Source organism: Candidatus Defluviilinea proxima (assembly GCA_016721115.1).
Classification (GTDB): Bacteria; Chloroflexota; Anaerolineae; order Anaerolineales; family Villigracilaceae; genus Defluviilinea; species Defluviilinea proxima.
This window is the reverse complement of the sequence record JADKIW010000001.1, coordinates 4313227-4329499: the sequence shown is the minus strand read 5'-3', so window position 1 is coordinate 4329499 and position 16273 is coordinate 4313227. Positions and strand designations below refer to the sequence as shown.

The window sequence follows — 16273 nt, the reverse complement described above, 5'->3', positions numbered from 1 at the left end:
TTGGGAAAGTGAAATTATGAAAAAACTGGCGCCCCCGCGCAGACTCGAACTGCGCTCTTCGGCTCCGGAGGCCGACACTCTGTCCACTGAGCTACGGGGGCGGGCGACGAAATTTTATCACATGGCTGGTGAAAGAACACCCCGAAGGCTCGATTGAAACCTTCGGGGTGATTTTATCGATTACAAAAACAGAGCTCGTTTAGGCTTTTGCTGACGGAGCCAGCTGTACCATCTCTGCGCGTAATTGCTCGATGATGCGCAGGTTCCCTTTTTCATCGCCCAACTTTGTGAGCTGTTCTTTCTTATGTGCCAGTTCTCCTAGCACTTGGTAAAACCGCGTAGTAGCGCGGAATGTGCCAGATGTAAGCGCCGCAAGATGTACCCCGGTCTGGAAGAACGAGATGGCTGCATTGTATTGACCACGTGAGATCGCTCCGCTGTTCACTTCTTCGACCAGTTGCTTCTTGAGAATATTTCTCTCGTGGACGATCATCCAGATGATGAACACGATCATAAAGGCGTAGCCGAAGTAATCGGCGATCAACCCGAGAATGAAACCGCCTCCGCCGCCGACCAGACTGCCGAAGGTGTTATGGAAAGCATGTGTCGACACGGCTACTGCATATCCCACTGGTACAGCAATGATCTTTACAAACGTGTTGCGACTGATGCGCGATACTGCCAGACCAATGCCCGTGAACGCAGTGAAGAAAGGATGCATCCAGCCGACCAAAAGCACGCGGATGAAGACCAATGTCCAGAAGCCTTCCCATCCCGCGCTTTGGAAACCCTCACGGTAGATGTACAAAACATTTTCAATGGCCGCAAAACCCATGGCTGTGATCGCGCCGTAGACGATGCCGTCCAACACAGAATCAAATTCCTTGCGGAACAAGAGAAAGACCACCAAGACGGCCAGTCCTTTCAAGGCCTCTTCGATAATCGGTGCCGCAATAGATGTTGTGCTGAAATTTGCGGCATTGGCAGAACCAGTGATGGAATAAACACCGATGCCTACTGCCGTGTTCAAAATGTACGCGCCGCCTCCGGCGATCACCACGCCCCACATAAATGCCGCGCCAAGCAACAACTTCGGTTCCTTCTCATACCGATCCAGCCAGTTGACGAAGGCCGCCGATAAAAACATCGGCACGAACCCAAAGAAGAAAGCTCCAATTAATGCCATAACTCCTCCAAATTTATGATTGAAAAATTAAGTTCGTTCTTTCGATACGCGTCCCTTCGAACGCGATACCTAACATATCCAACACCTCTTCGGGGCGTCCCGTTGCGCCCTCTTTGGCGGTCAGTTTCATGAAGATCTTGCCATCGGGCAATATCCTCAACTCCTCGATCAACGGACGCAAATCATACTTTTTCTCGCGACGAGTTCGAGGGATGGATTCGGACTCCATAACGGAATCAACTTTCCGCTTCAGTTCTGACCCGTCAACTGCTTCCGTCAGAGTGACCTCGTACTCCGCTGATAGCGTTTGAGTCTGCAACGCGGGCGCGCGCTCATCCACTTGCTCGATTCCCAAAACACGGATCCCAGTGGGCATCGTGTTGTTCAGCGTCTCTGCAAGCGTGTCCAGCGGAATATCTTTTTCGAGGCGCATGTCCATCACTTCACAACGCGAAGAGAAACCAAGCGGCAGGGCCGCGGCAATATTCATTTTCGGTTGCGGATGAAATCCCTGTGAATAGGCCAATGGAAGTTCAGCGCGGCGTGCGGCACGCTCCCATAATTTGTGCAAATCGAGGTGACCCGTATAGCGCAATGCGCCTTGTTTGGAAAATGTGATTCGGATGCGCATTTATTTGATCTGTATCCCGTTCGTATTTAACCAGCGTCTGATCTCGCGTGTGTGTTCGCGGTAATGTTCGTATGTATGTTTGATAATGCGATTGTATAGATTGTGGTGGGCGATCATTTCATCGGGCATTCTTTCAAGTGTGGAAATGATCGACGAGAAAGCTTGTATCTCCTGCGCGATGACATCGTCCAGCGAAACGTTTGCATGCCTGTCAACGATCCAGTCGTTGGGGGAATCCTCTTCAAGCAGGGGAGAACCGAAATCGGGATACCCAAACTCATCGAGAAAGGCATCGAGTGCAGTGTATGTTTTGCAGGGTGAATAGGGCTGACCGTGCAATATCTCATGCATACGGTCTGCGGTGTATTGCTCGTACGCCCAGATGTGCGCGAGGATATCTTTGATGGACCACTTCCCAGCAACGCCTTTCAATGTCATGCGACGCGTGTAGCCAACGCGATTGAGCAATAACTCAAACTTATCGCGTTCCTGCATTAGCTTGGAAATGAATTGTTTTTTTATCATGGGGTTATAAGATGCCGAATAATATCACACCTGAAAAACCTTTTTATAGATGCGAGTTTTTCAAACTTACTTTGGGCATTCTGTAAATGTTGATACAGACAGGTGTGATCAATCTCCTACCACTGGTAATTCATGACTCGATGTGCTTGTCACTTTAGGAGCAGGTGATTTCACATCTGGGCACTTCCATACATCACCGGGGTTTTCGCGGCGCATGCCTGCAAAGGTCGGCAGAATGCCACAAGCAAAACAATTCAAACGGCAATCCACGCGGATCTCGCCTTCAAGAGACATGCGGAAATCTTGGAACAGGAAATTCTTGCGTACGGCGGCAGTAATATGTTCCCACGGGAAAACCTCGTCGGTGCGGCGTTGGCGGTGTGTGTAAAAGAGCGGATCAAGACCTTGCTCAGTGAATGCTTCCATCCAAGCGCTGTATTTCTTGCCTTCCTGCCATGCATCGAACTTAGAGCCTTTTTTCCATGCTGAATACACTACTTCAGCCATATGGCGATCTCCGCGTGAGAGCCAGGCTTCAAGGAAAGAATCTTCTGCATCGGTCAGGCTGAGCTTAATGTTTCTATCGCGCATTAATTCACGTCTGAGCAAGGATTGTTTGGCTTTGATCTGTTCGGGTGTATCACAGGAAACCCACTGGAAGGGTGTTTGTGATTTCGGTACAAAGGTGCTCACACCCGCATTGAGTTTGGCTCTCATGCCGATCACTTTACGTCCCTCTGCAAGGACACGTTTACACAGGTCGGCAATCGCCTGCACATCTTCCAGGGTCTCGCTCGGATGGCCGATCATGAAATACAGTTTGATCGTCGTCCAACCGCGGCGATAGATCTCGCGTGTGGTGTTGATCACTTCCTCATCGGGAACGAATTTATTGATAATGCGGCGCATGCGTTCTGTTGCGGCTTCGGGGGCGAGTGTGAACCCACCGGAACGTTTGTCTTTTAATTTTTCCATCAAGTCAATCGATACTGACTCAATACGTAAAGATGGCAACGAGACTTTTAAATGCGTGCCGCCAAACTTTTCACCGACCTTTGTGACCAATTCAAGCACATTTGTATAATCGGATGAAGAAAGCGATAACAACGCCAACTCCTCAAAACCACTGTGCTTCAACGACTCTTCTGCCGCCTTGATGACTTCGTCCACGCTTCTTTCTCTAACAGGACGGGTGATCATGCCCGCGTGACAGAATCTACATCCACGCGTACATCCCCGCATAATTTCAACCGAGATACGATTGTGAACAATATCTACATTCGGGACGATGAATTTTGTCGGTGGGGGAGGTAGGACCGCTACGAGGCGTTTGGTCACGATCTTGGGAATATCAGCGACGATAGGTTCAATATGTGAGACGGTACCATCTTCAAGGTAGCTTGTTTCATATAGACTTGGAACATATACGCCTTGAATTTTGGCGAGTTCATGCAATACATCTTCACGTTTGAAGTTCTGTCCCTCTCCGTTTTTGAACTTTTGAATTGTATTGATGATATCGTGAATGACCTCTTCACCTTCGCCAATGACGAATGCATCAATAAATGCATACATCGGCTCAGGGTTCATCGTGGAATGTCCGCCTGCAATGATGAAGGGATGAGTCGCATCTCGTTCTGCCGAGCGGACAGGAATCCCTGCAAGGTCAAGCACGTTGAGTGCATTGGTGTAGAGTGTTTCGTAGGGGAGGGTAAAGCCTATTAGGTCGAAGCAGGCTAAAGGTTGTTTTGATTCGAGCGCGTAGAGAGGAATCCCGTTTTCGCGCATGAGGGCTTCCATATCGAGCCAGGGCGCGTAGGCGCGTTCGGCCAGCGCGTCATCCCGCTGATTGACTTGATCCAGCAGGATCTTTAGACCAACATTCGAGACGCCAATATCATAAATATCGGGGAAAACGAAAGCGACTTTGGTCTTTACTGTATCCCAATCTTTGTAAATGCTGTTGAGTTCCCCGCCAACGTAGCGGCCGGGTTTTTGTACCTTTAAAAGGATACGGTCAAGTTTGTTTTCGATCTGTTCCGGTGTAAGCATGGCAGGAATTATAACAAGGTTTGTCGCAATAAATGATTGAGCGTGTCTGGCCGTAGGTAGTAGTATAAATGTCCGCTTTTCATTCCTGTTAAGTGCTTTGATATGGATGAATAGCCGATGGTGTTATAGAATTTAATAAATTCAAAAAGGAGAGATAAATCATGAAGAAGTTTTTTATTCTGTTGCTTGCAGTTGCTCTTACCGCTTGTGGTACACCGGCGGCCCCTACTGAAGCCGTTGCCCCTGTTGCCCCTACTGCTGTTCAACCTGTTGTTGTAACCGTTGTTGTGGAACCCACCCAGGCTCCCGTTCAGCCCACGGCTGCCCCTGCTGAACCTGTTGTTGTGACAGTTGTTGTGGAACCCACCCAGGCCCCTGCCGCTCAACCTGTTGCTACCCAAGCACCGGCGCTGCCTGTGGCTGATGGCGTTGTGTCGTTGGACCCTGACCTCGGTAGAGGCGTGTTCACGAATATGACCATGTCCAGCAGTAATGTGACCTTACGTTGTAACCCGCGCGATGTTACCTTCAATATCACTACACCTAACGGCTCCATCAAGGATGTGATGTTCTACTATCGTATTGCCGATCTTGACCGTCTGTACCCCAGTGAGTGGAAGGCTTTCGGCGAGATGAATAACAACGGTGGTGGCAATTTCACACTTACCTTCAAGGGTGAAGATGTTCATCCCGACCTGCGCTTGGATGGTGCTTGGTTAGACTTCCAATTTGTAGGTCTTGCCAAGTCCGGCGATGTAGTTGATCGTTCCGATAAATTCGAGTCGTTGTTGAAGTACACCTTCGACTGCGAGTAATTTACTTTGCGCCAAAAAAGGACAGGCGTACGTTTGCCTGTCCTTTTTTGATTCTTTATGCAAACAGTGGCTCGTACTGTCCGCTTGTTTTGATCATTTTTTGCTGTTCTGCCTCGTTCATGGGTTTGAAATTCTTGCAGGCTTGTAATACCAATGGCAGGATGCGTGTATCGCCTACAGTACATAACCCGGTCACATCATACGAAAGCGCAAAATTCACGGCGCGTTGGATATCCTCCGCTTGATCGAATGGTTCATACCAAGTGGTGGCTGTGTGTTTTCTCTCACCCCACGGCGCTTTGGTGATCGTTTTGATGATCATCGTGCCGACATCTTTTGCTTTGCATTCGGCAATCAACTTTTCAGCATATGTTCTATATTCTGGATTTCCCATCTGGACGAAATTTAACGGGAAAAGAATTGAATCAAAATCGAAACGCCTTAACGCTTCGAGATAGATCTTCGGTGCATCCGCCCCATGGCCTGTGATGCCGATATATTGAATGAGTCCACGCTGACGGGCCTCCACGAACGCCTCGAGTGCGCCGCCCTTCATTGTGACGGCATCCAACTCTTCCATGGTTGTAATGGCATGACATTGATACAGGTCGAAGGTCTCGGTTTGAAGGCGCTTGAACGACCTTTGCATTTCGTCCCACGCTCCTTGTTTAGTACGTTCTGTCGTTTTGCACCCCAGGAAGAAACGACCCCGTTCACGCGGCATCCACGGACCGACACGTTCTTCGGCCTGTCCATACGATGGCGCGATATCAATATGGTTGACTCCCGCTTCGATCACTTGCTCCATCACTTTATCTGCATCTGCCTGCGAAATTTCCCAGAAAGCCGCACCTCCAAAAATAGCAAGTGTGCTCATATGCCCCGTTCTTCCGAACCGACGTGTTTCCATGTTTGTCTCCGTTTTAATCTTCTTGGTCTTTTGTCCCATATACTCGGCTGATCGCTTTTTCGATCTCTTCTTGCGTGTGCTTTTCACAAGCCACAAGCGGACGGTTTGCACTCGTCACTGCCTTTCCTCCAGCACTCATGACTTTACTTCCTATAAAACTTCCCTTCGCGTCATACGCAACGTAAAGTTGATACAGTTTTCCGCATACGATGCATCCGTGCATTTCACCTTTTGCTTCAGGCATTTTATTCTCCAATGATCTTGACCAACACGCGTTTCCTACGTCGTCCGTCGAATTCGCCATAGAAGATCTGTTCCCACGGACCAAAATCGAGTTGACCTTCTGTGACCGCCACCACCACCTCACGTCCCATAATTTGCCGTTTCATGTGCGCATCAGCATTGTCTTCACCGGTGTCGTTGTGGCGATATTGAATGACTGGCTCATGCGGAGCAAGCTTTTCCAGCCATTTTTCGTAATCCTGGTGAAGTCCGCCTTCATCGTCGTTAATGAAAACAGAAGCCGTTATATGCATGGCGTTTACAAGAAGTAAGCCTTCTTTGATACCGCTTTCCCGCAAAGCAAGCTCCACATCAGCTGTGATGTTGATAAAGCCTCGGCGGGAGGGGACATTGAACCAGAGTTCTTTACGATACGATTTCATAATATTCTCTTTTTGCCTACGTTGAAATGAATGTGTGTGCCATGATTATATTCCATTGTAAAAGGCAAAGAGCCAAAGGGAATGCCTCTGGCTCTTTGTTTATATTCGACTGTGTTGACTACGCGGTTGCTGTACTTTTGTAAAACTTGCGAACACGCGCGATCATTTGATTTTTCGTCATCTTGTCGGCTGTCTCTACTTTGAGCAGTCGCTGTTTCATGGACTTGTACGTTCTGACCACTTTTTCAAATTCTAACTTAGCTTTACCAGGTCCCATCACGAAAACAGAATCGATGTCTTTGAGTGCGGCGATCACCTGCCGATAGAACTTGAGAAGTTGCAGTTTATACCGTGCATTATGGCGGAGTTCCATATCTCCTTTTTGGTTGAGCTTGCCTCCAAGCTGGGTTCCGCCTGAAAAGTGGACAGGCGGTTCAATGTTGGATGGGATCACATCAACTTTGCCTTCCTTATGCCAGATCAGATACGCCTGCTTGTGATCAATCCATAAACCAACGTTTCGAACCATACGACCTCCTTCTCTGGGTTAGACTGTTAACGTTCAGCACGGTTCCCCTAAATTAGTTATAGCACTTTCAAGGGCAGAAATCAAACCTTGAATTTGGGAAACACCGCGCCAACCGTCTGCATGTAGGAACGGTACTGGTCGCCGAATTGTTCCAGCATCAATTTTTCCTCTGCTTTGACGCGCATCGTGTAGAAAAAGATAAAAACAACGATGTTCAGAAACCCTGCGATCCAGTTTGGCAAAAGCAGTGGTTGAGCAATGACCCAAAGCCACTGCGAAGCATACATCGGATGGCGGATAATGCTGTAAACGCCGCGTGTGATCAACTCGTGCTTTTCGCGGATCTCAAGAGAAGGGGACCAGTTAAGTCCCAGGTCTGCATGGGAGCGCCAAAATACAAAGAGCGCTAATATGATGATGATCACGCCAAGCCAATTGGCCCAAACTGGAAGGGTGTAGTTTGCAAAATCCAGCCAATGGGTGGAAACGTAAATGATCGGGATAAACAACATCGCCACAAATAACAGACCAAGGGAAATGATCTCTTGAGTTGTTACCTGACGATTCGTCTTCGGTTCTTTTCTTTGCTTACGGCTGATCGGTGCACGAATAACCATTTCAACGACGATAGCGCCGAAATAGATCCAGGCAAAGATGGTCATATTAACTTTCGACCTTTTCTACAACAACAGTTGCTTCGGTCAACAATGCGGCGATGGCGCCAATGGCCGCGAGCTGTGGAGCGATCAACGCTCCAACCACGCCAAAGGTCAGCGGAATCTCAAACACCACCTTGCCTTCCTTGTTCTTGATACTGATGCGGCGTATGTTGCCCTCGTTGACAAGGTTCTTGATCTTGGCGATCAATTCCTCGCCGTTCACACTAAATTCTTCAGTACGAAATTTTTCTTGAGACATATCTTCCTCCAGTGAAGAGACTTTACTTCACTTACGTTTCTTTGCCCCCGAAGTTTCTTTATTCTTCGAACCGCTTTTCGTCGAGTGGAGGCCATTCATCGCTTTGATCGGCACGTTCGGCCCAGTTCTCTTTTCCGCTCCACGATTCGATCTGGATCGCATATATGGATGTGGCGCGCAGTTCCTTATCAGTGATCTCGCGATACTCTTTGCCTACCGTCATTGCTGGAAAATATTTCCCGATCAAGCCATACAGCAAGCGACGTGCTTCTTCTGCGTCAGTGATAAGTTTTGCTGTGCCAAAGACCATGACACTACGATATTGAAGTGAAAACTCGATCGCAACATTCGATGGAAGGAGTCTGCCCAATTCGCTCGCCTCAAGACTTACCTTTGGGTTGCTCTCAATATTTGACCTGATCCTGCCTGCGATATTGGAGTGAAAAATGATCTGGTGATTTGCCTCATCGTACCAAAATGTGGTGGGATTGATGAATGGCTGACCGTCGATGGAAGTAGCAATGTGTCCGACTTGGGCAATGTTCAAGAATGCCCGAATCCAGCCATCGTCACGGGTGAGATGCGGGCGGCGTTGATAAGCTGTCGGTGGTTGGGAGATGTAATCACGAGGCATGTTGTTCTACGATCCGTTTGTAAACGCGAAGTTGAAGGAAGAGCATCCCTATGCCTGCGAGGATAGAGATAATCCAGTGTGTGATCTGAATGTCAAAGAAGGCTATCAGGGAAAAAAGCACTGCCGCACCAAACATAAAGCCACTGATGAGTGAAACTTCAACTGCCTGATAATACGAGACGCTACTTTTTTTATATTTCTTTGGCAGGGTGCTTGTTTTCCAGCGGAAGGCTTGAGTGAGCTCGGGGCTTTGCTTCATGGCAAAATCTTTGAGCTGATTCATCGCCAGCATGGATTCGTGCCATGCAGAACGCAATCGTCCTAATTGCATGATCGTAGATGTGCCAAGCAGGGTGAGTATGATGAACGTTCCACTGAACCCGAGTTTTATGGTTTGGGTAAATTTATCGGGGTCGAAAAGTTGTGTGCTTAATAATGCGGCGATCAGTGAACCTACTGCGATCATATAGAACGATGAAACACGTGCGCGGTCGTCATTTGCTTGTATGGCAGTTTGTGCAATGTAATCAAATTCCGCCGCAAGCAGTTCGTCAAGTTCAACAGGTAGTTTCTTTTCTGACATGTTGTGATTATACCTAGTGCGGCCATAAATGGTAAATGAAAGAGCCTCGTGAGAGGCTCTTGTGGACTTTTTATCTACTTTCGATGTGGAGACTAAACTTCAAACGCCCATTCGCCTTGGCGCATAACAGGTTCACGGGAACCATCTTCTTTGACACCATCAATATCCATTTCAGCAGACCCGATCATGAAGTCCGTGTGGACAAGGCTCTTATTGCCGCCTGCGGCTGCAAACTCTTCATCGGTCATGTCGGGGCCACCTATCATGGAGCTGCGATATGCATTACCAAGAGCGATATGACAGGATGCATTCTCGTCGAAAAGCGTGTTGTAGAAGAGTATCCCGCTTTGGTTGATGGGGGAACTGTTTGCAACGAGGGCAACCTCCCCGAGACGAGAGGCGTTTTCGTCTGTTTCGATCAACTTGCGCAGATTGTTTTCTCCCTTTTTAGCGGTTATCTTTGTAACACTTCCATTTTCAAATGTGACCGAGAAATCTTCGATCAAACTTCCATAGAGATTCAATGGGCGTGTAGCGCGGACATGCCCATTCACTTTGTTTTTGTGGGGTGCAGTAAAGACTTCTTCCGTTGGGATGTTGGGCGTGCAGGTGACACCGTTCTTAAATGTCTCTTGAGCACCCTGCCAATATTGTTTTTCGGTCAGGCCAATGGTGAGATCAGTGTCTGGAGATTTATATTGTAGGGCGGTATATCTTTTGTTATTCAAGTAATCCTTGTAGCGGTTAAGTTTTTTCGTGTGTTCCTGCCAGGCGGCTACGGGGTCGGGCAGGTCGATTCGGCAGACTTTGAAAATTGCATCCCAAAGCTTTTCCTGCGCTTTTTCGACAGGTATTCCTGGGAACACCTTTTGAGCCCATGATGGAGTGGCGGTTGCGACCACACACCAGTTGGACACGTTTTCATATTTTCTTATCTGACCAACGACCTTTTCCATAACAGCTTTTCGATTCTTTGCAACACGCTCTGGGTCGATCCCTTCATACAAGTCTGGGTTGGTTGAACTGATGGCGAGTTCTGCATCGCCTCGTTTGTAGTATTCTTCAAAGCGTTGAAGAATCCATTCAGGGACCTCTGTCAATGTTTCCTCGTCCGCATGTTCCATGCGAATACGATCAGATAGTTCATCCATCCACAAAATATCTACATATCTCACGCCTGATTTATAGGCACTTTCTGCCACTTTGCGAATGAGAGCGGCGTCTTCGAGAATTCCTCTTATAAGAAGTCTTTGGTCACTTCGCAGACTTAGCCCCACCCTTACAATCACATCTGCATATTTAGCAAGCATTACATCAAACTCTTGTTGATTCATCGTTTATTTATTCCCATAAAAATTATGTCCTTCAAAGTGAATTTGAAGGACATAAGCATTTTCTTTATACGTCGAACGCCCATTCGCCCTGGCGCATTACAGGTTCACGGGAGCCATCTTCTTTGATGCCGTCGATATCCATTTGTGGAGAGCCGATCATGAAATCGACGTGGTTAAGGCTGACGTTGCCTCCAGCGGCGATAAACTCTTCGTCGTTCAATTCCTCTCCACCCGTAAGTGTGAATCGGTAAGCGCGTCCGATGGCGAGATGACAGGATGCATTCTCGTCAAAAAGCGTGTTGTAGAAGAGATGTCCGCGTGTGGCGATGGGGGAAGATGCAGGGACAAGTGCCACCTCGCCAAGATGTGTGGAACCTTCGTCGGTATCTATAAGCTTCTGCAGAATGGCTTCGTTCTTTTTGGCGTTGACTTTTACGATGCGTCCTTTTTCAAAGGTGACGCTGAAATCTTCGATGAGGCTACCACCATAGCTGAGCGGGAAGGTTGCGGCCACGGTGCCTTCGGCACGATAGCGATCAGGCAATGTGAATATTTCTTCGGTGGGCATATTGGCTGTGAAGTCCACGCCGTTTTCGGCGGGCATACGCGCCGCAACCCAGCGATGTCCTTGCGGTAGGCCGAGGGTGAAGTCTGTACCGGGGGCCTTGTAGTGTAGTGCTGAATATTTTTTGCCTTGCATGTACTTCCCGCGCTTGACGAGGTTCTGGATATGTTCCACCCATGCGGCAACAGGATCGGGTTGGGTGGCGCGCGTTGTCTCAAAGATGGCTCGCCATAACTTGTCATTTGCTTCTGCGGGATCAAGATCAGGGAATATTTTCATGGCCCATGCTGGCGCGGCAGATGCGACTACACACCAGTTGATGGCATTGCGACTGACCTCTGCAACAACAGGGGAGTAGTGTTGCAAATGGCTTTTCTGCATGGCGGCAACGCGTTCGGAATCCAAACCTGAATAAATATCTGGGTCATTGGCATAAATGGATAGGAGAGCATCCCCATTTTTGATAATATCCGTAATCGCATTTACATGGAATATCGGATATTCACCGAGTGTGTCTGCTGAAGCGCTCTGTAGGCGAATTCGGTTCATTTCTTCGTCGCCCCAGATCACTTCCACATACTTTGCGCCTGCCCCGTAGGCGGATTTGGTTACCTCATGAACAAGATCCCGCCCTGCAGGTGGTACGCCACGTGAAGTGGCGTTGGTGATAATGAGGCGCTGTCCTTTGCGCAAGTTCAAGCCGACTTTGACGATGGCTTCAGCGTATTTATGGAGCAGTTCCTGGTATTGCTCGTTTGTTAACATCATAAGGCTCCTTTTTCCGTAGTATAGCATGAACCCTATGCGGGCGAGCGGTGTTATATTCGGCGGCAGGGAAGTCATTTTTTTTTCAGGAGTTTTTATGCTTACCATCGAAAAAGTGGATACGGATAACAAGACACAGGTTAGGCGGTTTGTAGAATTACCCCATCGGATTTATAAGGACTGCCCACAGTGGGTACCGTTGCTCAATGTTGACGCATATACCTATCTCAACCGAAAAAAGCATCCTTTTCACGAACATTCGGATGTGGAGTTTTTCCTGGCTGTGCGCGATGGCAGGGATATCGGTCGTATTGCCGCCATTGAGAACAGGCCGTTCAATGAATATCATAAGACCAAAACGGCTGATTTTTACTTCTTTGAATGCGAGAACGATGTAGAAGCCGCAACCGCCTTGTTCAATACGGTGTTCGATTGGGCAAAGCAACGTGGGTTGGATCATGTGATCGGGCCGAAAGGCATGGGGCCGCTCGATGGATATGGCGTTTTAGTTTTCGGGCATGAACACCGCAATACGATGACCATGTTGAATTACAACCATGCCTATTATCAACAACTTGTCGAGGCGCAGGGCTTTGAAAAAGAGGTGGATTTCGTTTCATGTTATTTGCCTGCCGATAAATTTCAGATCCCTGAACGTGTGGAACGTATTACACAGCGAGCGATGCAACGGGGTGGTTTGCGGATCAAACAATTCAAGAACAAAAAAGAGCTTGTTGACTGGTCATCACGTATTGGCGAAGCATATAACAAGGCCTTTATTCACAACTGGGAATATTATCCGTTCACACCGCGTGAGATCGATTTCGTTGTTTCCAATATTATGACTGTTGCGGACCATCGCCTGATCAAGATTATTGTCCATGGCGATGAAGTGGTTGGCTTCCTCTTTGCTTTTCACGACGTCTCCGCCGCGATTCAACGCTCTAAAGGACGGCTGTTCCCGTTTGGATTGATCGACATCCTCCTGGAACTGAAGCGCACCAACACGGTTGCAGTCAATGGCATGGGAATCTTGCCAGAGTTTCATGGCCATGGTGGAAACGCCATCCTTTATTCTGAAATGGGACACACCCTTTTGGGTTTCAAGCAATTCGCCCACGTCGAAATGACTCAGGTTGCTGAATCCACCGAGCAAATGCGCGCCGATCTGAAAAACCTAAATGGTGTAGAGTATAAAAATCATCGCGTATACAGGAAGAATATATAAAATGCGACATCCACTGGAATCTGTACCGCAGGACTCGCGAAAACGGTTTTTCTTCACGTTTCTTTTTCTGACTGTGGTCTTACTTGCTGTTTTCAGAGTGCTGGATAAACCCTTGCAAACTTCTTATGCACCGAGTGGGATCGTCTCATTTGAGTTGGCGGGTAATGCTCAAAGTGCGGCGCACATGGTTTATTCATGGTCACCTGAGGCTTGGCTGAATGCATCCTTTGGCCTTGGCATTGATTATCTCTTTATGCCTGTATATGCATTCGCTTTGGCATTCGGAACTTTGCTTGCGGCAGGAAAATATACGGGTTGGCTCAGGTCGCTCGGGGCTGTGGCAGGCTACGGGGCGTTTGCGGCGGCGGTGTTCGATGCAGTGGAGAATTTCGCGTTGTTCCAAGTCCTGAGCGGCGCATTTGATTCAGCGTATCCATCGGTCGCTGCAATTTGCGCTACGATCAAATTTTCTTTGATCTTGTTGGGATTGTTGTATGGGCTGGTCGGTTGGGCTATACCAAAAAAATAACGCAGGGCTTGCCTGCGTTATCTGATCTGAAAATTGACTTCCGTCCCCGCCATGGTTTCTTCTTTTGCGAGCGGTAGAAGGACATGGAACTGGCTACCGGGAAATTTCGTTTCGTCGTAGCCATCGCTTTCCACCCAGATGCGCCCGCCGTGCGCTTCAACGATACCTTTTGAGAGTGCCAAACCGAGACCTGCGCCACTCCCTTTGAAGCGTGTTTTGCTGGTGGAGTGTTTGGAGAGTTCACCCGGCTGATAGAACTTGCTGAAGATGACATCGCGTGCCGATGGGTCAACGCCCACGCCGGTATCGCTGACGATGATCTCGATGGCGCCGTTGGGAATTGTGTCGCCGTTATTTATGTTTGATTTGGCCGTGATACGGATCATCCCTTTATCGGGCGTGAACTTGACGGCGTTGTTCAATAAATGTTGGAATAACTTTTCCAAAAGATTCGGGTCTGCTTTTACTCTGGGCAGAGATGAAATTTCGACGGTCAACGATTGCTGGCGTTCCTTGACGGTCTTTTCCATTCTCATGGCTACATCTTTGATAACAAGGCTTGTATCGACCGCGGTCAAGTGAAGTTGCAGTGCGCGTGCGTCAATTTGAGCGATGTCGAACATCGAGTCGACGATCTCGTGCAGGCGTCTTGTTCCTTTGGAGATACCCTTCAACATTTCATGGGCCATCTCGGGCAGGGACGTGTCTTCGATCAGCATTTCGGTGTAGCCGATCATGGTGGTGAGCGGCGTACGAAGTTCATGTGATGCGATGCTGATAAAGTCAGATTTGGTCTGGTCGAGGCGTTCGAGATCGCGATTGGCTTTATCGAGGTCACGATAGGCTTGACGCAGTTCTGTGTTCAATTGAATGAGGTTTTCAACGAGACGCGCATTTTCGAGCGCAACAGCGGTTTGGTTGGCGAGTGTGGCGAGTGTGACAAGGTCATCTTCGGTGTAACGGTTGCCATTGATCTTGGCACCGAGGGCCAACATACCGATCCACTCACGTTTGGAGAAGATGGGCAGGTACACTTCGGCTTCAAGGCGTTGGAACCAGTCACGGTCCATGGTGGGAACAGGCCGATATGCCGGGAGCAGGTCAAGGTCATATTGAAGAAGCGGGCGTTGATCCTGCAGAAAGTGTTTGACGACCGGGCTTTCTTCGTTCAGCGCCAACACTTTGATCTGTCGTTCTCCGGGATTACGCACCGCGCGAATGTTATAGGATTTGGTGCCATCGCCGCCATGTTCAGTATCTACAAGGAAAAGGAACCCGCGCGTGATATCCATGGCCTCGATGATGAGGCCCACCGCCACGTTGGCGAGCTTTTGCATATCGAGAATGTTACTGATCTGTTGGCTGTATGCGTGCAGTGTTTTTGTAGCCTGGATCTGTTCAAGCTTGAACCACTTATCCACCACACGGCGGATAACAGAGAGCAGGGGAGTAAATATGATCGAAAGAACAAGCGCGATACCGGCGCCCAATACCAAAGGACTGAACTTGGGCAACGCCTTGAATATGGTTTGTGATGCTGAATACCCTGCAACATAAAATGCCACGATCACGACTGTGGTAATGACATAGGTCAATAAGCGACGGGCGATCACACGCAGATCGGGCGGATTATGCGTGATGATGACGTATGCGGCCATGACCGCAGCCGCCACACGGAGCGGATTGCCCGGAATGTGCCGACCTGCGATCAAAAGAACATCGTTGATGAATATAAGAAGAAAGACGGGAGTCCAATAATTGAGGCGATTACGTAAGAGTGGCTGACGAGATCGTGCATACGCCGCACGGATCGTTACCAATCCGCCAACGGTGAACACAAACCAACCTAGGGCCGCAATAGCTGGCGCAAGGCGATCGCGTGTTAGCTTTGATACTCCATTGGTCCAAACCACATCGCCAAGATTGAAAATATTCGATGCTATGGATGTGACGAGCAATCCCCACACCACACCGATGATTAACCACGTCCATATTTCGCGACGGGTGAATTCCAGTGTCGTCATCAATAAGATCACAGCCAGCAATACTGCGCCATAGATTTGGAGATCGTTCGCAAGTTGCTCCTGGATGTGCCATTGTCCGCCCTGTAACAACGCTTCGCCAACGCCTAAAAACAGAGAAACCCCCGAATACGCGCTTAACATAGCGGCGGCCGCTTCCTGCCCTTCGTGCCTTCGAAGCACGGTAATTGCCACGGGCAGATAGACCGTCGTCAATATAAAAAGCAAAATCATGATCAAAACTTGCTGGGACATCGGCGCAAAGTATAACCCAAATCCTTTAAATATTGTATTATCATTGCGATATGCACATTACAAGAACCTCACGCGATACCTATCAATTTTCTTCGGACTTCTTCCACCCGGATGGACGTGTCTCTTTC

The 16273-nt window shown here is 48.6% G+C and carries 18 protein-coding genes and 1 tRNA gene; 3 read left to right on the top strand and 16 right to left on the bottom strand.

The window, feature by feature from the left end; all coding sequences use genetic code 11:
* Nucleotides 1-26 precede the first annotated feature (26 nt).
* The 5 genes from IPP66_20010 to IPP66_19990 form a co-directional block, all read right to left on the bottom strand.
* Nucleotides 27-101 (bottom strand) — tRNA-Arg (locus IPP66_20010).
* Between the two features lie 98 nt (nucleotides 102-199).
* Nucleotides 200-1186 carry a PrsW family intramembrane metalloprotease gene (locus tag IPP66_20005; protein ID MBK9927561.1) on the bottom strand — a complete coding sequence of 329 codons (987 nt, stop codon included), beginning with the start codon at nucleotides 1184-1186 and terminating at the stop codon, nucleotides 200-202.
* A 13-nt stretch (nucleotides 1187-1199) separates the two neighbouring features.
* Nucleotides 1200-1817 (bottom strand): DUF2344 domain-containing protein, encoded by a 618-nt coding sequence (locus IPP66_20000; protein ID MBK9927560.1) that lies wholly within the window; start codon nucleotides 1815-1817, stop codon nucleotides 1200-1202.
* Nucleotides 1818-2342: a DinB family protein gene (locus IPP66_19995; GenBank protein MBK9927559.1), complete on the bottom strand. Its 525-nt coding sequence runs from the start codon at nucleotides 2340-2342 to the stop codon at nucleotides 1818-1820.
* 108 nt (nucleotides 2343-2450) lie between these two features.
* Complete coding sequence (locus tag IPP66_19990; GenBank protein ID MBK9927558.1) at nucleotides 2451-4394, bottom strand: TIGR03960 family B12-binding radical SAM protein; 1944 nt, start codon at nucleotides 4392-4394, stop codon at nucleotides 2451-2453.
* 161 nt (nucleotides 4395-4555) lie between these two features.
* On the opposite strand from IPP66_19990, the gene IPP66_19985 reads away from it, so the two are divergent.
* On the top strand, nucleotides 4556-5209 hold the full coding sequence (locus IPP66_19985) for a hypothetical protein (protein MBK9927557.1): 654 nt from the start codon (nucleotides 4556-4558) through the stop codon (nucleotides 5207-5209).
* Nucleotides 5210-5264: 55 nt separating this feature from the next.
* On the opposite strand, the gene IPP66_19980 is transcribed toward IPP66_19985, so the two are convergent.
* The 10 genes from IPP66_19980 to IPP66_19935 all read right to left on the bottom strand — a co-directional run bounded on the left by IPP66_19980 (nucleotide 5265) and on the right by IPP66_19935 (nucleotide 12112).
* Nucleotides 5265-6119, bottom strand: a complete 855-nt coding sequence (locus IPP66_19980; protein MBK9927556.1) for an aldo/keto reductase — start codon at nucleotides 6117-6119, stop codon at nucleotides 5265-5267.
* A 13-nt stretch (nucleotides 6120-6132) separates the two neighbouring features.
* On the bottom strand, nucleotides 6133-6363 hold the full coding sequence (locus tag IPP66_19975) for a hypothetical protein (protein ID MBK9927555.1): 231 nt from the start codon (nucleotides 6361-6363) through the stop codon (nucleotides 6133-6135).
* A 1-nt stretch (nucleotide 6364) separates the two neighbouring features.
* On the bottom strand, nucleotides 6365-6784 hold the full coding sequence (locus IPP66_19970; protein MBK9927554.1) for a YjbQ family protein: 420 nt from the start codon (nucleotides 6782-6784) through the stop codon (nucleotides 6365-6367).
* 118 nt (nucleotides 6785-6902) lie between these two features.
* On the bottom strand, nucleotides 6903-7313 hold the full coding sequence (locus IPP66_19965) for a hypothetical protein (protein MBK9927553.1): 411 nt from the start codon (nucleotides 7311-7313) through the stop codon (nucleotides 6903-6905).
* An 80-nt stretch (nucleotides 7314-7393) separates the two neighbouring features.
* Nucleotides 7394-7975 carry an isoprenylcysteine carboxylmethyltransferase family protein gene (locus tag IPP66_19960; protein ID MBK9927552.1) on the bottom strand — a complete coding sequence of 194 codons (582 nt, stop codon included), beginning with the start codon at nucleotides 7973-7975 and terminating at the stop codon, nucleotides 7394-7396.
* A gap of 1 nt (nucleotide 7976) precedes the next feature.
* Complete coding sequence (locus IPP66_19955; protein MBK9927551.1) at nucleotides 7977-8231, bottom strand: DUF4342 domain-containing protein; 255 nt, start codon at nucleotides 8229-8231, stop codon at nucleotides 7977-7979.
* A gap of 58 nt (nucleotides 8232-8289) precedes the next feature.
* The gene (locus tag IPP66_19950) at nucleotides 8290-8865 is read right to left on the bottom strand and encodes a pyridoxamine 5'-phosphate oxidase family protein (GenBank protein MBK9927550.1); all 576 of its coding nucleotides are present in this window, start codon (nucleotides 8863-8865) and stop codon (nucleotides 8290-8292) included.
* Entirely contained in the window at nucleotides 8855-9448 is a 594-nt protein-coding gene (locus IPP66_19945) for a hypothetical protein (protein ID MBK9927549.1), read from the bottom strand. Before IPP66_19945 ends, IPP66_19950 begins: the two co-directional genes overlap by 11 nt.
* Before the next feature lie 92 nt (nucleotides 9449-9540).
* Nucleotides 9541-10782, bottom strand: a complete 1242-nt coding sequence (locus IPP66_19940; protein MBK9927548.1) for an aminopeptidase — start codon at nucleotides 10780-10782, stop codon at nucleotides 9541-9543.
* A gap of 64 nt (nucleotides 10783-10846) precedes the next feature.
* A complete protein-coding gene (locus tag IPP66_19935; protein MBK9927547.1) occupies nucleotides 10847-12112 on the bottom strand; it encodes an aminopeptidase in 1266 nt (421 codons plus the stop codon).
* Nucleotides 12113-12209: 97 nt separating this feature from the next.
* On the opposite strand from IPP66_19935, the gene IPP66_19930 reads away from it, so the two are divergent.
* Nucleotides 12210-13340 (top strand): hypothetical protein, encoded by a 1131-nt coding sequence (locus IPP66_19930; GenBank protein ID MBK9927546.1) that lies wholly within the window; start codon nucleotides 12210-12212, stop codon nucleotides 13338-13340.
* 1 nt (nucleotide 13341) lies between these two features.
* Nucleotides 13342-13869 (top strand): hypothetical protein, encoded by a 528-nt coding sequence (locus tag IPP66_19925; protein MBK9927545.1) that lies wholly within the window; start codon nucleotides 13342-13344, stop codon nucleotides 13867-13869.
* 17 nt (nucleotides 13870-13886) lie between these two features.
* Here the strand turns inward: IPP66_19925 and IPP66_19920 are convergent, their stop codons facing one another.
* Nucleotides 13887-16124: a GAF domain-containing protein gene (locus IPP66_19920; GenBank protein MBK9927544.1), complete on the bottom strand. Its 2238-nt coding sequence runs from the start codon at nucleotides 16122-16124 to the stop codon at nucleotides 13887-13889.
* Nucleotides 16125-16273 lie beyond the last annotated feature (149 nt).